Annotated in this window: 15 protein-coding genes; 10 read left to right on the top strand and 5 right to left on the bottom strand. The window is 41.7% G+C overall.

All coding sequences use genetic code 11. The features are described 5' to 3' along the window. Positions 1 to 105: 105 nt before the first annotated feature. Complete coding sequence (locus OCV24_RS08220; RefSeq protein ID WP_150877962.1) at positions 106 to 615, bottom strand: peptide-methionine (S)-S-oxide reductase; 510 nt, start codon at positions 613 to 615, stop codon at positions 106 to 108. A gap of 325 nt (positions 616 to 940) precedes the next feature. Here OCV24_RS08220 and OCV24_RS08215 point away from each other — a divergent pair, with 325 nt between their 5' ends. From OCV24_RS08215 to tnaA, 3 genes are all read left to right on the top strand, one after another. Then, positions 941 to 2,053 (top strand): YcjF family protein, encoded by a 1,113-nt coding sequence (locus OCV24_RS08215; RefSeq protein ID WP_046222862.1) that lies wholly within the window; start codon positions 941 to 943, stop codon positions 2,051 to 2,053. Continuing rightward, positions 2,040 to 3,725: a GTPase family protein gene (locus OCV24_RS08210; RefSeq protein WP_017055207.1), complete on the top strand. Its 1,686-nt coding sequence runs from the start codon at positions 2,040 to 2,042 to the stop codon at positions 3,723 to 3,725. Before OCV24_RS08215 ends, OCV24_RS08210 begins: the two co-directional genes overlap by 14 nt. Positions 3,726 to 4,455: 730 nt before the next feature. Then, positions 4,456 to 5,928 (top strand): tryptophanase, encoded by a 1,473-nt coding sequence (gene tnaA / locus OCV24_RS08205; protein WP_150877964.1) that lies wholly within the window; start codon positions 4,456 to 4,458, stop codon positions 5,926 to 5,928. 180 nt (positions 5,929 to 6,108) lie between these two features. Here tnaA and OCV24_RS08200 read toward each other — a convergent pair whose 3' ends face one another. Together OCV24_RS08200 and OCV24_RS08195 are read right to left on the bottom strand one after the other, a co-directional pair. Beyond that, positions 6,109 to 7,344 (bottom strand): DUF3103 domain-containing protein, encoded by a 1,236-nt coding sequence (locus OCV24_RS08200; RefSeq protein WP_017055209.1) that lies wholly within the window; start codon positions 7,342 to 7,344, stop codon positions 6,109 to 6,111. 488 nt (positions 7,345 to 7,832) lie between these two features. Beyond that, the gene (locus OCV24_RS08195) at positions 7,833 to 9,656 is read right to left on the bottom strand and encodes a M4 family metallopeptidase (protein WP_077680316.1); all 1,824 of its coding nucleotides are present in this window, start codon (positions 9,654 to 9,656) and stop codon (positions 7,833 to 7,835) included. Positions 9,657 to 10,163: 507 nt separating this feature from the next. On the opposite strand from OCV24_RS08195, the gene OCV24_RS08190 reads away from it, so the two are divergent. From OCV24_RS08190 to OCV24_RS08170, 5 genes are all read left to right on the top strand, one after another. Then, positions 10,164 to 10,781, top strand: a complete 618-nt coding sequence (locus OCV24_RS08190) for an HAD family hydrolase (protein ID WP_146441969.1) — start codon at positions 10,164 to 10,166, stop codon at positions 10,779 to 10,781. A 195-nt stretch (positions 10,782 to 10,976) separates the two neighbouring features. Then, positions 10,977 to 11,390, top strand: coding sequence for a hypothetical protein (locus OCV24_RS08185; RefSeq protein ID WP_017055212.1), 414 nt, complete (start codon positions 10,977 to 10,979; stop codon positions 11,388 to 11,390). 121 nt (positions 11,391 to 11,511) lie between these two features. Then, positions 11,512 to 11,643, top strand: a complete 132-nt coding sequence (locus OCV24_RS08180) for a hypothetical protein (protein WP_261878786.1) — start codon at positions 11,512 to 11,514, stop codon at positions 11,641 to 11,643. A gap of 64 nt (positions 11,644 to 11,707) precedes the next feature. Beyond that, complete coding sequence (locus OCV24_RS08175) at positions 11,708 to 11,971, top strand: YrhK family protein (protein ID WP_017055214.1); 264 nt, start codon at positions 11,708 to 11,710, stop codon at positions 11,969 to 11,971. 33 nt (positions 11,972 to 12,004) lie between these two features. Next, positions 12,005 to 12,409, top strand: a complete 405-nt coding sequence (locus OCV24_RS08170; RefSeq protein ID WP_017055215.1) for a DUF1801 domain-containing protein — start codon at positions 12,005 to 12,007, stop codon at positions 12,407 to 12,409. A gap of 221 nt (positions 12,410 to 12,630) precedes the next feature. On the opposite strand, the gene OCV24_RS08165 is transcribed toward OCV24_RS08170, so the two are convergent. Both OCV24_RS08165 and OCV24_RS08160 read right to left on the bottom strand, forming a co-directional pair. Then, the gene (locus tag OCV24_RS08165) at positions 12,631 to 13,659 is read right to left on the bottom strand and encodes a methionine synthase (RefSeq protein ID WP_017055216.1); all 1,029 of its coding nucleotides are present in this window, start codon (positions 13,657 to 13,659) and stop codon (positions 12,631 to 12,633) included. A gap of 69 nt (positions 13,660 to 13,728) precedes the next feature. Beyond that, entirely contained in the window at positions 13,729 to 14,706 is a 978-nt protein-coding gene (locus OCV24_RS08160) for a DUF1852 domain-containing protein (RefSeq protein ID WP_102506390.1), read from the bottom strand. A 343-nt stretch (positions 14,707 to 15,049) separates the two neighbouring features. Between OCV24_RS08160 and OCV24_RS08155 the strand changes: the two genes are divergently transcribed. Further along, complete coding sequence (locus OCV24_RS08155; protein ID WP_046222899.1) at positions 15,050 to 15,859, top strand: sulfite exporter TauE/SafE family protein; 810 nt, start codon at positions 15,050 to 15,052, stop codon at positions 15,857 to 15,859. A 219-nt stretch (positions 15,860 to 16,078) separates the two neighbouring features. Beyond that, entirely contained in the window at positions 16,079 to 17,080 is a 1,002-nt protein-coding gene (locus OCV24_RS08150) for a metal-dependent hydrolase (protein WP_046222869.1), read from the top strand. Positions 17,081 to 17,126 lie beyond the last annotated feature (46 nt).

Here is a 17,126-nt window from a genome sequence, read left to right as displayed (position 1 = left end):
CGAAAACCTCAACAATATATAATTGTTGAGGTTTTTTTGATGGGTACTTTTTAAGCTAGAAGACAAAAGATAAAGTAGCGATCTAAACTAAACTTAATCTCAAAGCTAGGATTTGTATTTATGCAGCAGATCCCAAGGGATATGACATAAGTGATGATCTTCAGGAAAGTGGCTTAAGTGATGCTGATGGATATCGTCACTGGCGACGTATTTGGTCAACGGCAAAACCTCTAGAGCGACTCGATCTGCATCTTCACGTGATGCAATGTAGCGCTTGGCTTCCGCTAAGTGTTGAGCGTCGGTGCTGTAAACACCGGAGCGATACTTTTCGCCCACATCGACACCTTGTTTATTGACGCTGTAAGGGTCTATGATCTCGAACAGATGCTCCATCAGAACCGTGACTGATGTGATGAGTGGGTCAAATTCAATTTGCACACACTCTGCGTAGCCATCATAAGCGTTTTGGGCGTTATCGCTTTTTGATGTTTTGTTCTCTGTTGGCTGGGAGCTGCCATTTGCACGACCGGCTTCTGTGCTGATCACGCCGGGTACATACTTGATAAACTCCTGTACGCCCCATAAGCAACCGCCAGCTAAATAAATCTGTTCCATACTTCTCTTTGAGCTCTTAGTGTTTGTTCGTGGTCGCTAGCGACTATTTATAACTGTTAGTTGACCACTGATCATGGCTAATTGATGGTCTAGGCTACTAAGCTTCAATTATATCAATAGCTTGGAGTATGCTTTAATGCGTGATAGAACCGTGCATCCAAAAACGATCGCCTGTATAGAATGGGTTCTTATATCTGATTAGCGCCTAAACATTGTAAATTAGCATGAATGTATCAACTTAAGTGTAATGCGATAGAGTGATTATATAAGTCCTAGCGCTTTGTCACCAACCCGAATCTCAAAACAAGTGAGAGTTAGCCTAACTATGTTTGATCAAATAAAAGACTTCATTAATCCGAGCAAAAATCCCGATTTGACTCCGGCCCATGAATATCAGCGTAAGCATCTGCCGACATTATGGCTGTTGGGAAAAACGGGCGCTGGTAAATCATCGTTTATTCAAGCAGTCACGGGTGATTCTTCGGTTGAAGTGGGCAATGGTTTTGCGCCATGTACCATGACGGCGATGTCTTATGAGTTTCCTCAGGACAAACCTGTGATGCGGTTTCTTGATACCAGAGGTCTGGGTGAGGCAGATTACGATCCGAAAGACGATCTGGAAGAGATAGGTCTGGCTGGTAACGCGCTGGTGGTTGTGATGAAAGCCGATGAGCCAGAACAGTCTGCTGTGTTTGCTGCTTTGAAACAGATTAAGAAGCAAAAGAAAATTAAGCACTTGTTGCTTGTTCATACAGCAGTACTTTGTTCCAGTGAAACAGACCGCGCAAGACAAGTTCAATTTAATTCCAATCAAGTGGAAAGGGTTTGGGGGAAGGGCTTTGAATCGATATCGGTCGATTTCGAAACTGATGACTCGAGCAACAACATTGGCTTAATCTACAATTATGATGCCTTGATTGAACAGTTGGCGAATATCCTGCCTGTTGTCGGAATGATGGTGGTCGACAAAGAGCATTCCACGCAAGAAGAGGCCAACTTCGACCACGTAGAAAATGAGGTACTTTGGTACGCGGGAAGTGCTGCGACCAGTGATTTGATTCCGGGTGTTGGCTTAGTGTCCGTGCCTGCGATTCAAGCAAAAATGCTTCATAGTTTGGCGAACCAGTATGGAGTTGAATGGAACAAGAGAGTATTCAGTGAGTTGATAGGTACGTTGGGAAGTAGCTTTGCTTTGCAATATGGAATGAAGCTGGGCTCTCGACAATTGATAAAGCTGATTCCGGTTTATGGTCAGACGGTTGGAGCCGTTGCTGCTGCAGCTATGAGTTTTGGCACCAGTTATGGTTTAGGTCGAGCGGCTTGTTTTTACTTCTATCATAAAAACAAAGGCGAAGAAGTCTCTGAACAAGAGATGCAAAAGATCTACAAAGAATCCCTGAAGAAAGGTAAGGCAGCATCGGGTTATGAAGAAAATTAGAAACCTATTTCGATTACTGGCCGTTTTATCGAGTGGACGCTGGGGTATTGCTCTGATTTCGGCCGTACTCCCAAGTATTATTATGATGGGCTTTGGTATTTTCTTGGCGATTAAATACGGTTACTTACTGGAAATGTCGATTGTCATTGTTGTGAGCACTTTGTTTTTTACTATTCCTTTATATGTTTCTAGTCGTTCTTCACGTCAAGCTTTGTATAGACAGTCTGTCATTCACAAGTCTCCCTCAAATACTGAGCAAAATGGCATGGGGGATTCTGAATCAGAGATAAAGCATGACAATATTGATATTAACGATGCGTTGGTTAAGGCTTCTCTTGATTGGTCTCAAAAGGAGTTGTCGATCTGGAATGAATCAAAACACTATGTACGCCAACAATTAATGGTCGATGTAGAGTGGGGTAATCTCGATCAAACTGGTTTAGAGATACTTGAATTCGTCGCTGAAAAGTTTGATAAAAAACCACTCGATTTTTCAATTCCCGAAGGGCTAAAGCTTTTTGAAGAAGTCAGTCGGAGATACAAATTGGTGGTGCGGGAGCATATACCGGGTATTGAGTACCTGAAGGTCTCCTATATTAAAGCGGGATACGAAGCCTATGATCGATATGGCGAGCTAGGGCTGAAGATCGTCAAAGCGGCTATCTGGGGAAATCACCTTAAAAATTTGTACCTGAACCCTTTGAAAGTCGTTTCGGATTTAGGCCGAGAGCAAGCGACATCGTCAATGACCAAAGGTGTGGTCGATGATATGCAGTATGCTGCAAAACAAGCCTTGTTAGATGAGGTTGCAGCCGTGGCAATTGATCTTTATAGCGGACGCTTCAGCATTGAAGATGAAGCATTAAGAACATCGGAGGTTTCTGAACTGGACGAACAGCGTTTTGCTCCAGAATTAGAACCCGTAAGAATTGTGCTGGTGGGTCAAACAAGCTCGGGGAAATCCTCACTGATTAATGCACTTAAACAAGAGTTGGTCGCCGAAGTTGATGTTCTACCATCAACAGATGCTTCAACAGTCTACAACGCGTTTGTGGACGACAATGATGTTAGAGTTGTTGACCTTCAGGGGTTGGATGGTAACGCCAAAACCGAAGTCCTGATGCTTAAGGAGATGACTCAAGCAGATGTTGTGCTATGGGTGCTTAAAGCCAATCAGTCTGCACGTGAATTGGATAAGCAATTGAAAGATAAATTTGATGCTTTCTATGACGACCCTAAAAACATTTCTCGTAAGAAACCTATTGTAATATCGGTGGTGAATCAAGTGGATAGATTAAAACCGGTTAATGACTGGCAGCCTCCTTATGATTTGGGCAATCCTACATCGACAAAAGCTAAAACCATCGCTCAAGCACTCGAATATAACCATATGTTGTTGCAAACCGATATCGTATTGCCACTCGCTATCGCGCCAGAAAAGGTGGAGTTTGGATTAGAGGCTCTGAAGCGAACGCTAATCGAAGGCATAGCCGATGCGAACAATGTTCAGAGAAATCGCCAGCGTTTAGAAGCAATCAAAAGAGGGAGATCGGTCAAAGGTCAACTGAATCAAGCGGTAAATGCCGGTAAGAAGGTGGCACCAAGCGCATTGAAAGCAGCGACACCAAAATTGGCTGAAATGGCAATCAAGCAAGCGGTTAAGAAAAAGTAACCAAGGACTGAATTTACAATGACGTTCTAGCGAGGTGCTTGCGCTTTATTAATTCGCATTCTTGTTAGAGTTCAGTAGCATCCGGAGTTTACTATAGGTTATTGAATGTATAGGGGAGTATATATTATTATTTAGCTCTCTGAACTAGTTTAATAGTATATGAGCCGATGGCATTCACAGTTTATATAATGCGTTATCGTATTTTATTACTATTCTAAAGGTTGATCACATTTATACTTTTTTAATCTGTCTTTATAAAAGAATCATACTATATTTAACGTTCGGTTCATCTTGATTTCAACGTAGGGATATATTGTGAACATGTACCTGAAATGGCAATCAACAACATGGCTAACCTTGTTAGCTTGGTATACCTTAGATCATCAGCTCTCGTTCCACCTTTCTTCAGAGTAGTATTCTCTAGGCGTCACGCGCCAGCAGAGCCTTGAGCTTTGCCCAATCCTGTTAATTTTGTCTTAAAGAAATGTCGTAACTCATGCGTTCGCTCTTTGTGTTTTGTGCATGTGGTTCTTTATCTTTTAGTTATTATTAATTGGGACCTAATCAATACATCATTGATTAAATAATCTATTTTTAGCTATTAATTTTTATCGTAATTACCACGAGAGTGATCGTGCGTAAAACTAAATTAATGGTGATGACTCGTGACATCTAAAATAATGAATTCAGATTTTTCGCTTTAAGGCTGAATTTGTTGAAAGGGACTATTATGGAAAACTTCAAACATCTACCAGAACCGTTTCGTATTCGCGTTGTAGAGCCAGTAAAAAGAACAACTCGCGCCTATCGTGAACAAGCCATTGTCGAAGCGGGTATGAACCCATTTTTGCTCGACAGTGATGATGTGTTCATCGATTTGCTGACCGATAGCGGTACTGGGTCTATTACTCAACGCATGCAAGCTGCAATGTTGATGGGTGATGAAGCTTACAGCGGCAGTCGCAGTTACTATGCATTGTCGAATGCGGTGAAAGATATTTTCGGCTACGAGCTGACTATTCCAACACACCAAGGGCGTGGCGCAGAACAGATTTACATTCCTGTTCTTATCAAGAAGCGTGAAATGGAGAAAGGGCTTGATCGCGGTAAAATGGTCGCTTTGTCTAACTACTTCTTTGACACCACCCAGGGTCACACCCAGGTAAATTGCTGTGTCGCGAAAAACGTTTATACCAAGGAAGCATTTGATACCTCGGTTAATGCTGATTTCAAAGGCAATTTCGATGTAGTGAAGTTGGAAGAAGCTATCTTAGATGCGGGCGCAGCAAACGTTCCATACATTGTAAGCACAATTACCTGCAACTCTGCGGGTGGACAGCCAGTGTCTATCGCCAATCTAAAAGCCGTTTATGAAATCGCTCAAAAGTACGACATTCCCGTGATCATGGACTCTGCGCGCTACGCTGAAAATGCTTACTTTATTCAACAGCGCGAAGCGGGTTATCAAGATTGGACAATTGAACAGATCACACGTGAATCATACAAATATGCAGATGGTTTAGCCATGTCTGCCAAGAAAGATGCCATGGTACAAATGGGTGGCTTGTTATGCTTCAAAGATGATTCCTTCATGGATGTTTACACAGAATGTCGAACACTGTGTGTGGTTCAAGAAGGTTTCCCAACCTATGGGGGCTTAGAAGGTGGCGCGATGGAGCGTCTTGCTGTTGGCCTGTATGATGGAATGCGTCAAGATTGGTTGGAGTATCGCATCGGTCAGGTCCAATACCTGGTTGATAGCTTGGAAGCGATAGGTGTGGTGTGTCAGCAAGCGGGCGGTCATGCGGCGTTTGTCGATGCGGGTAAACTGCTCCCTCATATTCCGGCTAGTCAGTTCCCAGCTCATGCTTTGGCGTGCGAGTTGTACAAGGTGGCGGGCATAAGAGCGGTTGAAATTGGTTCATTATTGCAAGGACGTGATCCGGCTACTGGAGAGCAACACCCATGTCCAGCTGAGTTACTGCGTCTTACCATTCCTAGAGCGACATACACACAAACCCACATGGATTTCATCATTGAAGCGTTTGAAAAAGTGAAAGGGAATGGTGGGCAAGTAAAAGGCTTAGATTTTACCTATGAGCCAACAGTATTAAGACACTTTACTGCTCGTTTGAAAGAAGTTGAAATCAAGGAGAAGCAAACAGAAGCTAAGGATGAACCAACGCTCGAAGAAGAATTTTAAAATAAAATAATTTAACAGTTCAGAATAGAAAGGCTCTTTTGGGGGCCTTTTTTATTTGTCTATTTACTGGGTAAGAAAGCGTATATACCGAATGTATATTTACATAGGGCATATACGCTGAAGTGTAAGTTAATAACTCATTAAGGCTACGACAATGAAGGCCTCAACGTGAAAAAAGTATTATTCTGTTGGTGAAATTATTACAGGTGCGAACGACGCGACAGCATTCCCGCCAGCGCCAGGATGATCAACATAAGAAGTGTTTTGCATCAAAGTGTAGAATACGTCAACGAAGTCATCGTCATTCACGAGTACACCATCAGGAATCACATCGATAATCTTGCCAGTGATCTGAGGGATGATCGCATACCCTTGAACTTCAGGATCAGGAATCATTTTCAGTATCTCTTCTGCGGCTTCAACCAGCAGTTTTGCTAGCTCTTTGTAGTCGGTGCCGTCATCGTGCTCCATCAAAATCATGTCTGCTGCTCCCCAACGGTAACGAGGCCAGAAGATAACGGTTTGATTTGGGTAGTAGGTCTGCTTGTCGTAATCCAGATAAGGCATCTCAACGAGATCAATCTGTGGTTCTACACGACTCGAATCGACCCCAGTGACGATAGCATAGATTTCAGCTTTGCCAGAGATCCACGGTTCTTGGTCGACAGCCAAATGGATTTTCGTTAACTGCGTGGTGTTCAACGGCTCAGGTTCCGACATCGTCATTGAGCGTTTAGCTTTGCCCATAAACGTTTGTTTTTGGAACTTACTGTTTTTACTCCCTTTACTGTCTTCATTATCGCCAGTGTTTTTGGAGCCAGAATTGATTTGGGTTGCAGTACCCAGCTTGTTCATCTCGGCCTGCATCGCCATTAGGCCTGCTTTGAGTTCTTCAGCACCATTGCTATCAACGACAAACACAGGAACGTTTGGCATTTGGTACACGTCTAATTGATGAACTTGTCCGTACACGTCATACGCTTCAATGTATTGCCAATTCGAATCATCGCCTGATGGTTCAAATGCAAACAGCGGGTTTTCGCCATTCTTCCAAGCTTCAATCATTGCTTTATCAGCCATGCGAATCTCTAACACAGAGTCACTGAAATTATTGATCCCTTTCATCTTGCGATAGCCAAGATCCGCTTTCTGCATCTTGTTAGAGAATGCGGAGTAGGGCTGAGAAGAGTTCAGTTTGTCTATTGGTGTGGATAGACTCTTTTGTGAAATTTGAGCCTTTAAAGAAAGCTCAAGATCGGAATAACGCTCGCTGATTTGCAACGCCAAAGATTGCTTTTGTGCTGAGGAGCTCTCTGAAAGAGAGCGTGCGTCTATTGTGTCGATATTGTTTGCATAGGACTGGAAGCCAACCACTGTCGTTGCAAGCACCATACTGATAGAAATAGATGGTCTCATAAATAATCCTTATTTTAATTTTTATCATTAATAGAGCATTTGCCCTATAAGGATTAACCTATCAGCAAGGTGAATGTGTTTAAAAGTTAGACAACTTATTTTATTCCGTTGTTCAGCACAGGATCTCAATTTAAACAATTTATAAAATATTAAGTGAGTGCTGACTTGCCATATCCAAATTTATAAACCAATAATTAGTTAATTAACAAAATTATTAACTGTATATCCTGAGTTTGTAGGGATTTAGAGCGCGCTTAGGTATGAGGGTATCTGTTGGCTTGTATAATTCAGATAAGAAAAAGGGCTAGCGCTTGGCTAACCCTTTTATGTTTATAAGCGCACGGCAACGCTTATACATACTGACTGTTGTTGGTCTTGGATTTAAGTACCAAGTCTCTAGATAAATCTAACTGCTTAATAAGCAATGAAGCCTACTCATGTGAGTAGGCTTTGTTATTGGTTGCGACCTTCAACGGTACGTTTTAACCTCAATCTAAACGCAATGTTAGGCCAGAATAGTTCGAGTACCCACGCAATAACACATGATACGTTACATCAGGTTGTGCACTCACATTACACTGTTCTGTGTTTCCTGGACGGTAAGGGCGGCAGTCGTAACTTGAAGTCGTCGGCTTGCTTCCCGATTTAACGTAAAGATCCGCGTCGCCTGAACCACCAGACATTGAAACTGTTACGTTTGATGCTGACTCAACGGTGAAAGTATAGAAGGTTTGAGAGTTTTGGCTCCCGCTTAGGTTCGCAATCGGAGTGCCTTTGGTTAAGATATTGCCAGTTGGAGGCGTCGTTCCACAACTTGCATTGACACCGACAGTACTAAAAGCGGCTTCAACATCTGAAACTTCGTAACCCATGTCTGCGGCGGCTTTTGCAACACCACAAGCCCCAGCGTCAAAGGTACTGTTTGCCGTCCAATAAAGTTGGTTTGCAACCGTAAATACCTCGAAGCCCTTACGCACATCCCAGCCAGATTTGTTCGCTAACAGGTAAAAGGCACGGTTATAAACCCCGCTAGATAAATGAACGTTCAAACCATCGTAGTATTGAGAAGCGTGATCTATAGATCGGCCATCTTTTGACGGTTGATCAAAGTAACGTAGCCCACCTTCTGATTTGAAGATATCGCTACCGACAACCCAGTCAACATTTCCACGCAGATAGTATTCAGCAGCTTCGCCTGCAATGTCTGAGAACGCTTCGTTAATCCCTCCCGACATATTTTTATATACCAAGCCAGAGTTCTGTTCAGTAAAGCCGTGACTGACTTCGTGGGCACTCACGTTGATATCGACTAACGGATAGAAGGTATTTTTACCATCCCCAAATGTCATTGATGTACCGTTCCAAAAAGCATTTTCGTAATCAGAACCGTAGTGCACTCTCATGGTAAGCTGGAAAGTTAAGGGAGACGTGTTCATCCAATCTTTGTACATATCAAATACAACATTACCGAAATAATGAGCGTCGTTAAGAGGTGAGTAGGCGCCGTTAACGTATTTATAGTCATTGTAATTGGTGCTGTCGCTACAGTTGTAACTGAATGCCGAGTTACCAGAGGTTCCGTTATTTAAGTTGACCGTTTTAACCGCGGAGTTTTCCAAAGTACAAGTGGTGCCCGTTTTGTCTATGGAAAATCCCGTAAAGTCACTTCCATATTCATATCGAGCCGTTTTTATGTTGCCACCTGGACCTGTTCCCAGAGCTTTGGCATGGTTTAATCCGTCCCATTTTTGGAGGACTTCTCCAGTGATCGCATCAATGAAGTAAAAAGGGCGCTCAGGGTGATCGGAGGCGACGAAGAAGTCGACCAAGTAAACCATCTGAGCGATTTGGTTCTCATCTAGTCTCACCATCAGTTTTGCATTTTTGTTTTCAACAGAAATGTTATCGACTACCAAGGTTTTATGAGCTGAAAGTGCAGCGGCAATAGCTTGCTTTTTATTCAGTTTGGGAGTGATGCTTGATAGGTCACCACTGATTCCTTGCGCCATTGAACCGAAGACTTTAGTAGGCTGGTTTTTAGAGAGTGTTGCCACAACCGAGGTATCAAAAACGGGTAAACCTAAGTGTGTTTGTTGGTAACGGACTTTTGTTTTTCCATTGGGCAACACTACCCGCTTTACTTCAGAAAAACCTAATTCTAGTGGGGCGACACTATTCGATTGAGCGAGGATACTTTGTTGTAGCAATGTATCATTATCCACTTTTACCATTTCTGCAGCATGCGCTGTAAAGCCGAAAGCGGTACCTAGAATAGCTGCTATTTTCCAGCTTAATTGACGTTTTTGGTTCATTTTTCGTTCCTGATATAAATATAAACTCCTTCTTCCCAACGACTTTATAGGAAGCCTATATGCAACACATTAATGCCATGTGTTGCGAATCAAGATTGGGAGAACGTGTGGAATTATGGCAAGTTTTTCAGGAAAATTAAATTTTATAGTATGTAAACTATAATATACAAAAACATTATTGATTGTTATATCGATAATTCTTTAATTTTAAACTTTTATTATAAATACATGAAATTACGATAGTTCCTATAATTTATTCTGTTTTAATTTTATGTATTCGTCTTTCCTATTGAGGAGTGTGTTTTTTCGTTTTTTATTAAATTACAAAGTTAATAATAACGACATTTTCGTAGTGGTGGTAGATGTTAATTCTATCAATGTTGAGGTTTGATAGCGGTTGTTAAACACAGCTCCCAGTTTTATGAATTAATTAGTGTTAGAAGAGAATGGTTATATATTTCCCGTCACTAAAAAGAAGTGCGAATTAGACCTGTGAAAGGAGAAACTATGAGCTCAGGAAGCATTAGAAATGTAGTCTTTGATATTGGTAACGTGATTGTCCGTTGGACTCCTTTGGAAATCGTGAAGCTCACATTTGGTGAGGTTAAAGCTCCTGAGGTATTGGTTAAGGCTATTTTTCAGTCTGAAACTTGGCTCGATTTAAATAAAGGTTTAATTTCAGAATCTGATGCTAAAGCGCAGTATCAGCAGTTTCTTAATTTATCACACTTGGAATGTGAGCGCTTATTTTACTACGTCAAACAAACACAAATCCTTATTTTCGGCTCTGTTGATCTTCTGCAGCGTGTTAAGTTAGCAGGTTACAACGTTTATGCGTTAACAGATAATGTTCACGAAATTGTTTCCCATCTTAAGTCTACATACACGTTTTGGCCTTTATTTGACGGAGCGACAGTGTCTGCGGAGTTAGGGCTACTCAAACCTCAAGCAGAAATCTATCAATCATTACTTATGCAGCATAGATTAGATGCTTCGGAAACCGTATTTATAGATGACATGCCGTGTAATGTTATGGGCGCAAACGCTGTTGGTATTACTGGAATTCAATTTGAAAATGCAGCTCAATGTGAGGAAGCTTTAAAAGCTTTAGGACTGTCTTTCTGAATAATTGAATTTCTATATAATAGAGACTTCACCATTTTGCTATACAGTAGGATGACTATGATGGGTTTAGCTAGCTCGATACAGCAGAACTAAGGCTAATCAGACATAGTGTCTCGATGTTGTTAAATACCACTCAAATGTGGAAGGTCCTTAAGAGGGAGAATACATGTTACTCATTAAATTCAAGGAGGAGATATGGGGTTACTAATTGGTCCAGTAGTGATTTTTTGGATCGTTTCATTCTTTTTTACTTGGCGTATGGGATATTACCTTTTGGTAGATAAACCATTTTTTCCTTATATATTCACCGTGGTTATCATAGCTATCTTCGGTGCGCTAACCTATGTTATGGGTGGTTTGTTTACCTTTAAAGATCGCAGTGAACTTTGGGCATTTGAAATCCCATGGTTTTTCCTCGTGAATAAATATGCCTTTGTATTATTTGTTTGCTCAGTAATGGCTTACCTATTTGGAAGCAATATTTTTACCGGAAATATCTCAAAAGCAGTGATTTTTATTATTGCTTTTTCGATCACTTTGGGAAATCTAGTAGGGTGTTTGAGCTCTAACACCTTTATGCAAAAGTATAATATTTCAGAAACGTATTAAGCTATCCGGTTTCAGTTATCCGTTTTTGGAGAATAAGCAAGTTTCAATTACGGATGTATCTGATTTACCCGTGTGGAGTTCTTATTCTTCAAACAAGTAATTTTAAAGTGGTTTGAAATGTATGGCATTGTCACTGTGTGGTTTCGGTGGTTTCGGTGGTTTCGGTGGTTTCGGTGGTTTCGGTGGTTGCGGTCACCCTATGGTTGCAGCGACTCAGGTATTGCTTGTTCATACTTTAGCAGCGTTATGTTGACAAGTGGAGCATCGGTCTGATATCCATTTATAGTTTTAATCATAGTTCGACCTAAGGAGAGTTTGTGAATCAAGGTGTTGAATTGGATGTAGATATCGGTAAGAAACATATAGTGATTCAGCGCCGTTATGAGGCTTTAGGTGCATTCAATGATTTGTTAATAGCTGTTTGGTTTTTGATCGGTAGTTTTTTCTTTTTAAATGAGTCTCTTATTGAAAGTGGTACTTGGTTATTTATAGTGGGTAGTGCGCAGTTAATCATTAAGCCATTAATCAAGCTACTAAGTTTAGTTCATGTTAGTAGAGCGTCCAAACCATTTACACAATAGTTACGCCATTTGTTAGGTTCATCGGAGGTTTCAGTGGACAAGCTAGTCAAAAATCGTTTTGAAGAATATCCGGAGAACGCTCGAATTCGACTAGAAGAGTTGCGCTCTCTCATTCTTGATCTGTCCTGTGAATTGAAGTTAGGGGAAGTTGAAGAGTCTCTTAAGTGGGGAGAACCTAGTTACAGTGTTAAAGCGGGCAGCCCAATTCGAATTGATTGGAAATTGAAATCGCCGAATAACTACTCTTTATTTTTCAACTGCCAAACTAAGCTCGTTGATACATTTCGAGAGTTACATGGAGATACACTGCAGTTTCAAGGTAATAGGGCAATTGTATTGCATTTATCTGAGCCCATGCCTGAGGTAGCAATCAAACAGTGCTTGGAGCTTGCTTTAACTTATCAAAAACGAAAGCATCTACCGCTTCTTGGGGCTTAATAAGGCACTAATAACTCTGAAGAAGATGACAGTTTTCTTCGATGAATGAAGAGCTTGCTAAATAGATAACCGCATCGACATAGACAGTTTCTCTGAGTAAAGTGATGTGTAGGAAAAAGAAAGCCTAAGCGCTGATATGCGACTTAGGCTGTGATAACTGGTTTAAGCTTCAAGAGCTAGGTTTAGCTTTGAGGATTAGTTTTGGATATACGTATAGAGGGTTACGCTGATAGCTCTTTTCGAACAATCTCTGCACCAGCACTTAACGCATTGAGTTTAGCCGATGCTATTTGGCGAGGTAGGGGAGCCATACCGCAATTGGTGCAAGGGTAGAGCTTGTCTGCATCAACATACTTAAGTGTTTCTCTAAGAGTGCTGGCGACTTCTTCTGGTGTTTCAATCGAATCGGTTGCCACATCAATTGCACCGACCATCACTTTCTTGCCTCGAACCAGCTCAAGTAGTTCAAGTGGTACATGAGAGTTGTGACATTCTAAAGAGATGATATCGATATTCGATTGCTGCAACTTAGGGAAGACTTCTTCGTATTGGCGCCACTCCGTGCCTAATGTCTTTTTCCAATCAGTATTGGCTTTGATGCCGTAACCATAGCAAATATGTACCGCGGTCTCGCACTTTAGCCCTTCAATGGCTCTTTCTAAGCAAGCAATGCCCCAATCATTTACGTCATCAAAGAACACATTAAATGCTGGTTCATCGAACTGAATAATATCAACGCCAGCGGCTTCAAGCTCTTTTGCTTCTTGATTTAGGATCTTCGCAAATTCCCAAGCGAGTTTTTCGCGGCTTTGATAATGCGCATCGTAAAGTGTATCGATCATGGTCATTGGCCCAGGCAGAGCCCACTTAATAGGTTGATCGGTTTGCTGACGTAAGAACTTCGCATCTTCAACAAACACCGATTTCTGACGAGAAACTGGGCCAACAACAGTCGGTACACTTGCATCGTAGCGGTCGCGGATCTTAACCGTTTCGCGCTTCTCGAAATCGACACCATTTAGGTGTTCAATGAAGGTCGTCACAAAGTGCTGGCGGGTCTGTTCGCCATCACTCACGATATCAATGCCGGCTTGCTGTTGCTCATGCAGAGACACACGTAGGGCATCCTGCTTGCCATCTGTTAATTCGTCGCCTTCCAGTTTCCATGGAGACCAAAGTGTTTCTGGTTGTGCTAGCCAAGACGGCTTAGGTAAGCTGCCTGCTGTTGAAGTCGGTAATAGTGTTTTCATAATTAATTTTGCCTATCCTTAGATTGCCCAAAGCGCGTAATTAATGGATTAAAGCGCCTAATAAATTGATTAAAGCGCGTAATTGGCAAACCAGTTCTCAAGAACCGATTGATATGGCTTAATGAAATGTTCTTCTGCGAATTTACCTTGCTCAATAGCTAACTTGCCGCGTTCTTCTCGGTCATACACGATCTGAGTCAGTGAATGGTCCAAGTTTTTCAAGTTTGGTTGGTAACAGTTACCTGCAACCGCGTTCGCGTTGTAAATCTCAGGTCGGTAGATTTTCTGGAAAGTACCCATGGTGCTGATGGTGCTGATAAGCTCTAGGTTAGAGTAATCGTTCAGCAGATCACCAAAGAAATAGAAAGCCAGAGGAGCGACAGTATTTGGCGGCATGAAATAACGAACCTGTAATCCCATCTTCTTGAAGTATTGCTCAGTTAAAGAAGATTCATTAGGTTGGTATTCAAAGCCTAATACAGGGTGTTGATTTTCAGTACGGTAATAGGTTTTATTATCTGAAACACTTAAACAAATAACAGGTGGCTTATTGAAATTCTGTTTGTAAGCTTCAGAGTTAACGAAATGTTTAAAAAGCTTACCGTGTAAATCACCAAAACCTTCTGGAATACTGAATTTATCTTGGTCTTTATTATACTCCAACAGAAGAACGCTAAAGTCATAATCTCGAACATAAGAAGAAAAGTTATTTCCGATAATGCCTTCAATACGCTCGTCGGTTTTACGGTCTAAAATATTGGTTTTCAGCACTTCAATTGAAGGGAATGCTTGACCGTTACTTTCAATATCCATATCAACAGAAATGATTTCAAGCTCCACAGAATAGCGGTCGCCCTTAGGGTTGTCCCAATGTGCTAAGGCGTTGAAACTGTTATCGATCATTTGTAGTGCATTACGCAAGTTCGCTTGACGGCTGTCACCTCTCGCCAAATTCGCAAAGTTGGTTGTGATACGCGTGCTGTCTGCAGGCTGGTAGTTTTCGTCGAGGCTAATGCTTTTGATCGTAAAATTAAATTCTTTATTCATGCTGGTCTAGTATCCCAATTCGTTGTCTGGTTCTCTCGGTCTTTAGTATTAAAACTGCTTTTATTTTTTGCTTGTGACCGGATTAAGAATCGAAGGCTATGCTTTCTGAAATTAATACTTAGTAGAATTAATGTCGTATAAAGTTAATCGCTTAAGGTTTTTATACGTGGATAGGTGTGGGATTAATAATGGTATTACTTCACATTCATCATGAGGAATATTCATGATCTATATGTTTGAATGTTTAAGTCGGTGTCAGTTATATTAATTAGCTTAATGCAAATATAACCGCATTAATAGTGGTGTTATTTAAGGTAAATTAATTTAATAAGAGATGGATGAAATGAGTGAATTGCTGTTTTTGATTTTCTACTGTGCGTTACTAGGCAGTGGTGTTGGTTTTCTTGCCGGGCTTTTGGGTATTGGCGGAGGGCTGATCATTGTTCCTGTGTTAAGCAGCATTTTACTTTACTTAGAAGTTCTGCCGTCCGACCAAGTTGTTGTTGCTGCGATTGCGACCTCGTTGGCCTCGATTCTATTTACTTCAACGTCTTCTGCGCTCGCTCACCACAAGAATGGCAACGTGCCTTGGGATCTGGCACCTTGGATCATGCTGGGTGTTGCCCTTGGTGCTTTGGTTAGTGGTTTTATGGCGGCGTTATTGCCGGAAAAGGTCGTTCGTATCGTGTTTGCTGTGAGCGTAGTTCTTATCGCGATTAAGATGTTCTTAAGCAGTAAAAGCGGCACGCCTAACGAACGAAAACTACCGAATAAAGGGGTATTAACCGTTTTAACAACCATTACTGGCGGGTTGTCTGCCATGATAGGGATTGGTGGCGGTGCGTTGTTAGTTCCACTATTAACGTTCTTTTCGGTCGATATGAAAAAGGCGATCGGCTGTGCGTCTGCGTGTGGCATTGTAATCGCATTGTTTGGTTCTATCGGTTATATCACTGCGGGCAGTAGCCAATTTGCTTTAACCGATGGATTTGCAGGTTTTGTTTATTTACCAGCGTTACTGGGTATTGTGTGCACCTCTTGGTTCACGGCTCCGTTAGGCGCAAAAGCTACAAACCACTTGCCAGTTCCAATAATTAAGAAGATCTTTTCAGTACTGTTGGTTGTTATCGCTGTAAGTATGGTCGCTCGCTAAGTTTTGGTTGTTCGGCTGCCTATGTTGCAGCTATCAGTGGGTAGCTCCAATAATAACAATAGAAAGTAGCAGTCATCAGGCTGCTTTTTTTGTTTGCCAGTCTACATTTATACGATTATGTCTATGAGTATATTGACAAAATATTGTTGTTTAACTGGATTCACTGCTATAGCTAAATGTACTTGTTCAGATCAATGGAATGCTAAAAGTGAGTGATTTATGGATCCGTTAACGCAGGGTGTGCTAGGTGCTTCTTTGTCACAAGCGGCGAGTAAAAAACAACATTTAGTGGTCGCTGGGGGTCTAGGTTTACTCTCTGGAATGGCCCCAGATTTAGATGCGTTTATTCGATCGGAGAGTGATCCTTTACTGGCATTGGAGTTCCATCGACAATTTACTCACTCACTTCTGTTTATCCCTATTGGCAGCTTGATCTGCGCTCTGGTTTTACATCTTTTGATTGCTAAAAGGCGCGGTCTCTCGTTTAAACAGAGCTGGCTGTATTGCGCGTTAGGCTATGGCACACATGCTTTATTAGATTCTTGTACTACGTATGGCACTCAGTTGTTTTGGCCGCTTACCAATGAGCGTTATGCTTGGAATACCATTTCGATTATCGATCCTGTCTATACACTTCCCATTTTAATATTGCTTGTGTTTGCAACATGGAAACGAATCCCTTTGCTGGCTCGCATCGCGTTTCTGTGGGCTTTGATTTATCCGACGTTAGGAATGATACAAAGGGATAGGGCAGAAGCCATAGGCTGGCAATTAGCGCAAGAAAGACAACACACGCCGATCCGATTAGAGGCAAAACCAAGCTTTGCGAATATCTTGGTGTGGAAAGTGGTGTACGAAACAGAATCTCGATACTACGTAGATGCTGTTCGAGCCGGCAAATCCGTTAGAACTTATCCTGGAGACTCAGTAGCTAAACTGAATGTGAGTCAAGATTTCCCTTGGCTCGATCCTAATTCACAACAAGCAAAAGACATTGAGCGTTTTCGCTGGTTCTCAAATGGTTACGTGGCACAAGATCCAATGGATGATCTGCGTGTTATCGACGTTCGATATTCAATTGTACCGAACCAATTGATAGCACTTTGGAGTATCAAATTATCTCAGTCTGCCGATGCCGAGGCACATATAAAGTACGAAACCCACAGAGACAACACACCCGAGTCGAGACAGATATTTTTAGATATGTTGAAAGGCGACTGAGGTCTATGAAGTTCTGAATAGATAGAACGTGGCTGATTTTTATCTG

The organism is Vibrio kanaloae, from assembly GCF_024347535.1.
Taxonomy (GTDB): domain Bacteria; phylum Pseudomonadota; class Gammaproteobacteria; order Enterobacterales; family Vibrionaceae; genus Vibrio; species Vibrio kanaloae.
The sequence above is the reverse complement of the archived record's forward strand: the minus strand, read 5'-3'. Positions and strand labels throughout refer to the sequence as shown.